Below are 6,964 nucleotides of genomic sequence, written 5' to 3' on the forward strand. Positions count from 1 at the left end.
CAATGGAATTAGCAGTACAGGCGGCTCTGTTATTGTTTGGAGTATTTTTTTTGCTTTTATTATTAGGGGTACCTATATCAATTAGTATTGGAATATCTTCTTTAGCCTCTGTAATCCTTGTTATGCCAATAGATATTGTTTTATTTACAGCGGCACAAAGAATGCTAGGTGGTATAAATAGTTTTGCGTTGTTAGCTGTTATTTTTTTTATTATGTCAGGAAGTATTATGAACAATGGTGGAATAGCGTTACGGTTAGTAAATTTAGCAAAATTGATAGCCGGTAGGTTGCCTGGTTCATTAGCACATACGAATGTAGTTGGAAATATGCTATTTGGTTCTATATCGGGTTCAGCTGTAGCCTCTGCGGCTGCTATTGGAAGTGTTATGTCTCCATTACAAGCAAAAGAGGGCTATAATAAAGGATTTTCCGCAGCAGTAAATATCGCTTCTTCACCTGTAGGCTTACTCATTCCTCCTAGTGGTGTCTTAATCCTTTACTCGTTGACTAGTGGAGGGACGTCAATTTCAGCATTATTTATGGCGGGTTACTTACCAGGGATTTTAATGGGACTAGCGGTTATGATCGTTGCTTATTTTATTGCAAAAAAAAATAATTATACAGTCTCTGAAAAAGTAAGTATAAGAGACGCCATTAAAGTTATATTTCAAGCGATTCCCAGTTTAATGTTAATTGTCATTGTTATCGGAGGGATTGTTGCAGGAATTTTTACAGCAACAGAGGGTGCAGCAATTGCTGTCTTGTACTCATTAGTTCTTTCATTGATTTACGGTAATTTGACATGGTCACATGTTCCGAAAATATTAAAAGAAACTATTGTTATGACTGGTATTGTCTTATTTTTAGTAGGGGCTTCTTCTATTATGTCTTGGGCCATGGCTGTAACGGGTTTACCGAGTGCTATAAGTAATGCTCTACTAAGTATTTCAGATAATCCTATTATTATTTTACTGATCATGATGTTTATGTTATTAGTTATTGGAACGTTTATGGATTTAACACCAGCTGTATTAATCTTTACCCCTATCTTTTTACCGATAGCCATTCAGTTAGGAATAGATCCAGTTCATTTTGGAATTATGCTCGTATTCAATTTAGCAATTGGAGTGATCACACCACCTGTAGGGAGTTGTCTATTTATAGGGTGTAGTGTGGGGAATGTTCCTATTGAAGCTGTTATAAAGCCACTTAGTAAATTTTTTGTTGTTTTAGTTGTTACATTATTGTTTGTTGTATATATTCCTGAGATTAGTTTAGCTTTGCCACGGTGGCTTGGCTTGTTATAGACTGCAAAGAAATGAATTAGTTGAAAATAGTAGTCTTTAGAGGAGGATGTGGAGTGAATTATTCAAAGAAACAATTTACTGTAAATAAAATAACTGAAGAAGGTTTGCATTTTATAAACCGTATTAAAGATATTGAAATAAGTATTTTAATATTAGAACAGAATATCTTTCGAGTTCTATTAAAAAAAAATAACGAATTGAATATGAAAAATACATGGCTAGTAGCACCAGGTATGGAAGATATCCCATTTGAAGGGAGAGATCGTATGGATCTGTCTCCTTTTTCTTTACCTACATTTAAGTACGAAGAAAATGATAATGAAGTATCAATCTTTACAGACAAACTAAAAGTACTCGTTCAATTAGATGGCTTTATTCTAACATGGTTTGAGAACAGGAATAATCACTGGCATGAAATTGCAGGTGATAGAAAAACTCAATCGTATAACCATGATGGTTCTCTTGGTAATGGTATTTTTCATTATATGAAAAGAGATTTAGAGGATAAGTATTATGGTTTAGGAGAAAAAACAGGAAATCTTAATCGTCACGGAAGAAGATATCGCATGATGAATCTTGATCCAATGGGATATGACCCGATTCACACAGATCCATTATATAAACACATTCCTTTTTATTTTACGAGAACGAAAGAAAGAAGTTGGTATGGCATCTTTTATGATAATACGTCAACGTCGACATTTGATATGGGAAATGAATTAGATAACTATCATGGGTTTTATCGTTATTATCACTCGGAAGGTGGGGATTTAGATTATTATATGATCCAAGGATATCAAGCTTCTGAAGTTGTTGAGACATTCTCATGGTTAACCGGTCAAACTGCATTATTTCCGAAATGGAGCTTAGGTTATTCTGGTTCAACGATGACATATACAGATGCTGAAAATGCACAAGAGCAGTTGTATCAATTTTTAGAAGATTGTAAAAGATATGATATTCCTTGTGACTCATTCCAGTTATCTTCTGGTTACACTTCTATTGAGAATAAACGTTATGTTTTTAATTGGAATAAGAGTAAATTTCCAAGTCCTAAACAATTTACTGCTGATTTTCATGAAGCAGGGGTTAAGCTTTGTGCTAATATTAAGCCTGCTCTTCTACATGATCATCCAAAATATGAAGAGTTGAAGCAAGGTGAAATGTTTATTAAAGATTCAGAAGGTGAACGAGAAGAAGTTGTTCAATTTTGGGATGATGTAGGAGCATATTTGGATTTTACAAATTTTGATACGATTAAATGGTGGAAAGAGAACATTAAAGAACAGCTATTAGAACTAGGAATTGATTCAACATGGAACGATAATAATGAATTTGAATTGTGGAATTCAGATGCAAAAGTAAATGGGTTTGGAACACCGGTTAATATTGGAGCGATCCGTCCCATTCAGCCATTGCTAATGATGAAAGCATCCTTTGAAGCGCAAAAAGACTTTGATTCATATACAAGACCATACCTTATTTCCCGTTCGGGTTGCCCTGGAATGCAAAGGTATGCTCAAACGTGGACTGGAGATAATAGAACAAGCTGGGACTCATTAAAGTTTAATATTAAAACTGGATTAGGTTTAAGTTTGTCAGGAATTTACAATATCGGTCATGATGTAGGTGGCTTTGCGGGAAGGAAACCAGAGCCGGAGTTGTTTATTCGTTGGATTCAAAATGGGATCTTTCATCCTCGTTTTACGATTCATTCTTGGAATGATGACAAAAGTGTAAATGTTCCATGGATGTATCCAGAAATCATTAAACCAGTAAGTGAGTTAATGAAATTTAGAGTGAAAATGATCCCATATTTTTATCATTTGATGTATGAATCGCACACAAAGTATAAGCCGATCATTAAGCCTACATTTTATCAATTCCCTGAGGATGAAAAAACGTTTGAAGAGAATGATGATTTTATGGTTGGGGACTATTTATTGGTTGCTTCTGTTGTTGAAAAAGGTGCTCAACAAAGAGAGGTATATTTACCTCTTAATCAAAAGGGTTGGTATGATTTCCATACAGAAATGAAGTATGATGCAGGTCAAACGATTGTACTTCCTGCACCGTACAATTCAACACCACTTATGGTTCAAGCTGGATCGATTGTTCCAATTAATGATCATGAGATTACATTTGAGAACAAAAATGAAGAGTCGAGAGGTTTTGTTTGTTACCCACATTTCGAAGTAGGTGAAACAAGTTTTTCTCTTTACGAAGACGATGGCCTTACAAATGAGTATAAAAATGGGGAAAAATCGTTTGTAAATGTAACAATGAAGTGTTCGAGCAAAGAGATTCATATAGAGGTCAAGAAAAAAGGGCAATTTGTTTTACCTTATGATACTGTTCGTGTGTACTTAACTAAAGGTGAGACAAGGAAAATAATTGTGAATGGAGATAGAATTGGAACCGATTCTGATCTGGTATTTGAAATTCAGTTATAAGAGAGTGAAAGTTTGATTTGGAGTTCGATGATGATTTTTTTGAAAATAAAAGTTCTATATATTAATTAACATAGGGCTGATTAGATCAAAAATGCCTCTTCAATTAGATAGTAAAATACTTAAACGGCTTTAGCTATATGGGAAATAGAGCTAAAGCCGTTTATTCTTTGGCTTTTTCATACATTCAAAAAATGAGGAGTCACGTGCGAGGCCGCTGAAAAAGTGCGATTTTCACTTTTTCAGCGGCCATTACTCTTCTTTGAGTTACTAGAAAGGACTTTTTCAGTGCTCTCGTCACGTGCACAGGTCACTTTTATAAACAATAACTATTTTATAAATCAATTTATTGAAATATAAACTATTATATTTTACACTAGTATTAGTTCGTTTTTCACGAACGTGATATTTGACAATGGAAAGGAGGTAAGTAGCGTTATTTCTATTTAACTGTGCTTATGTAACGAATTGTATGGCACTTTCACCCCCTAAGATACGACAGAGAATGTAGTAAATAAGGGAGGAAAAAACAATGAAAAAGCATATGCAACAACTATGGCTATTTGGTATTTTGATCATACTATTAGTAGCACCATTCAATGTGAGCCGATTTGTAAGCGCTTCAAATACAACAGGTGGAAACCCTGTTATTACAGAAAGGTTTAGTGCTGATCCTGCCGCTCTCGTATATGATGGAAAAGTGTATTTGTACGTTGGACATGACCAGGCAAGTGAAAGTGAAGATTTTTATGTCATGCCTAAGTGGGATATTTATTCTTCAACAGACATGGAAAATTGGGTTCTAGAAGGTTCAGTTCCGCGAACTATTTTTGAGTGGGCAAGTGGTGACTCTGCTTGGGCAGCTCAAGCAATTGAAAGGGATGGTACTTTTTATTGGTATACAACAGTCTTTAATCCCGAGCCTGGTGAGAGAGGTTATTCTATTGGTGTTGCTGTGTCTGATGATTCTGTAGAAGGATGGGAAGATGCAATAGGTGAACCATTAATTAGTAATAGTATGACGGACAATCCACCAGAAATGGGTGATGAGCCTTGGGATAATATAGATCCGACCGTGTTTATAGATGATGATGGACAGGCTTATTTGTATTGGGGAAATACACACCTTTATTATGTAAAATTAAAAGATAATATGATTGAGCTGGATGGAGAGATTCATCAGGTGCATATAGAAGACATGCACGGTTTCTTTACAGAAGGGCCGTGGTTACACAAGCATAACGATATATATTATTTGTCATTTGCCATGAATTGGCCAGAAGATATTGGCTATGCAATGAGTGATAGTCCAACAGGACCATGGACGTATGCTGGAAAGTTAATGGATGCTACAGAAGGAACAGGGACGAATCATCCTGCTATTCTTGAATATGAAAATGAATGGTTTTTCCTTTATCATACAGCTGCATTGCCAACGGGTGGTGATTATCGACGATCTGTATCGGTTGAAAGGATGCATTATTATCCAGATGGATCGATCAAGAAAATGAGACCGACTGCTTCAGGAATTAATGGGAATCCAACTTTACTCCAAGTCAGTAATCGGGACGAATATGTTTTCTATTCTAACGGAGATATCAGGTTTGATGAACGCCTACATAATCGTTATAACTATCAATGGTTCATTACTTCGGGTTTGGCAAATAACGGGGATGATTATGTCTCATTTCAAGCTGAACATCGACCTGGATACTATTTGAAAGTAGATGGAACGAATCTTGTATTAGAAAAAAATGATGGGACAGAAGCCTTTAAAGAGCAAGCAACATTCAAAGTTGTGTCAACTAATGAAGGTAAGAGATTTCATTCTTATAATCATGAGCAAAAGTATATATGGCAACAGGATGACGGCTCACTAGAGGTAGCTTCCGGTACTTCTGGATTAGAAAGTGAACGATCAAGCTTTCATTTGAAAGAGGCAAATGTGACTGGGATTACAACTCACATAGGCTCAAACGTACTTAAGGAAGGGACAAAAATGATGCTGACCGCTAGCGTTCTCCCAGAGAATTCCTTTATAAACGATGTTCGTTTCTTTTCGTCTAATCCTGATGTGGTGAATGTTTCTCAATCTTATATCGCACCAAATGGTGAGGTTCGTGTCCTAGTCAGTGCCGAATCGAGAGGAAGTGCAGATATTGTTGCTGTTACAGAAGATGGGCATCATTCCTCAGTTATTGAGCTAGAGGTTGAAAATTATAGCAAGCAAAATGTTGAAATGGAAGGAGTAGACATTTCGTTTGACTCTTCAACAAATGAGGTTCATGTTAATGGCGTGATATCAAGTGACAAGAGTCGTGTATTAACAGTTAAAGCGATAGATCCAGATGGAAATATAGAGTTCATTGAGGAAATACAAACAAGTGATGAAGGTGCATTTTCCTTTAACTATCATTCTACTGGTAGTTATAGTGGTGAATATGTTGTTCAAATCTATGAAAAAGATTTAGATCAGCCTTATCAAACAAGCTTTACGAAATCGCCTGAATTGACGGCTCATTATGATTTTTCTGGAAATCTTCAAGATCGAACGGGTCATCATGATTCTGGAATCGTAATTGGAGATCGATTAGATCGGGAAGGTGGAGAAGTCGATTATATGGACGGTATTATAGATCAAGCAGTATGGTTTGATGGAGAATCGGGTATTCGCTTACCAAATGGGCTCATTAATAGTCATACGTACAGTGTGTCATTATGGCTTAATCCTGTTGAACTAACTCAATTTACTACAACCTTTTTTGGAGCAAGAGATATGAATAATTGGATAAGTGTCGTTCCAAGAGGTGGGAATGGTCAAACGTTAGTATGGTCTGGTAGTGAACGTTGGTACGATGCGAATACAAGGATGACTATTCAACCAAATGAGTGGAGCCATGTCGCATTTACTATTAGTCAAGGGCATGCTAATGTGTATATAAACGGTGATAAAGTGTATTCTGGAAGTAATTTCCCTCATATTTTCTCTCATTCAGATGCTATCTTCAGTTTGGGGGTAAACTATTGGGACTCTCCTTATCATGGTTTATTGGATGAGCTGAAAATCTATAATAAGAGGGCTTTATCAGAAGCAGAAATTATTGATTATTATGAGGGGGTCATTCATTTGGGAGAAGGAGATGAAGGCCCGGGAGAAGGAGATGAAGGCCCGGGAGAAGGAGATGAAGGCCCGGGGAAGGAGATGAA

3 protein-coding genes are annotated in these 6,964 nt (G+C 36.2%); all 3 read left to right on the forward strand.

The window, feature by feature from the left end:
* Nucleotides 1–2: 2 nt before the first annotated feature.
* On the forward strand, nucleotides 3–1,307 hold the full coding sequence (locus JCM9152_RS03795; protein WP_035341070.1) for a TRAP transporter large permease: 1,305 nt from the start codon (nucleotides 3–5) through the stop codon (nucleotides 1,305–1,307).
* 53 nt (nucleotides 1,308–1,360) lie between these two features.
* A complete protein-coding gene (locus JCM9152_RS03800; RefSeq protein ID WP_035341072.1) occupies nucleotides 1,361–3,760 on the forward strand; it encodes a glycoside hydrolase family 31 protein in 2,400 nt (799 codons plus the stop codon).
* A gap of 529 nt (nucleotides 3,761–4,289) precedes the next feature.
* Nucleotides 4,290–6,964: family 43 glycosylhydrolase (locus JCM9152_RS21720; protein WP_081727875.1), on the forward strand; the 2,675-nt coding region annotated here is incomplete at its 3' end.

The sequence above is a fragment of the Halalkalibacter hemicellulosilyticusJCM 9152 genome (genome assembly GCF_000513115.1).
Classification (GTDB): Bacteria; Bacillota; Bacilli; order Bacillales; family Bacillaceae_D; genus Halalkalibacter; species Halalkalibacter hemicellulosilyticus.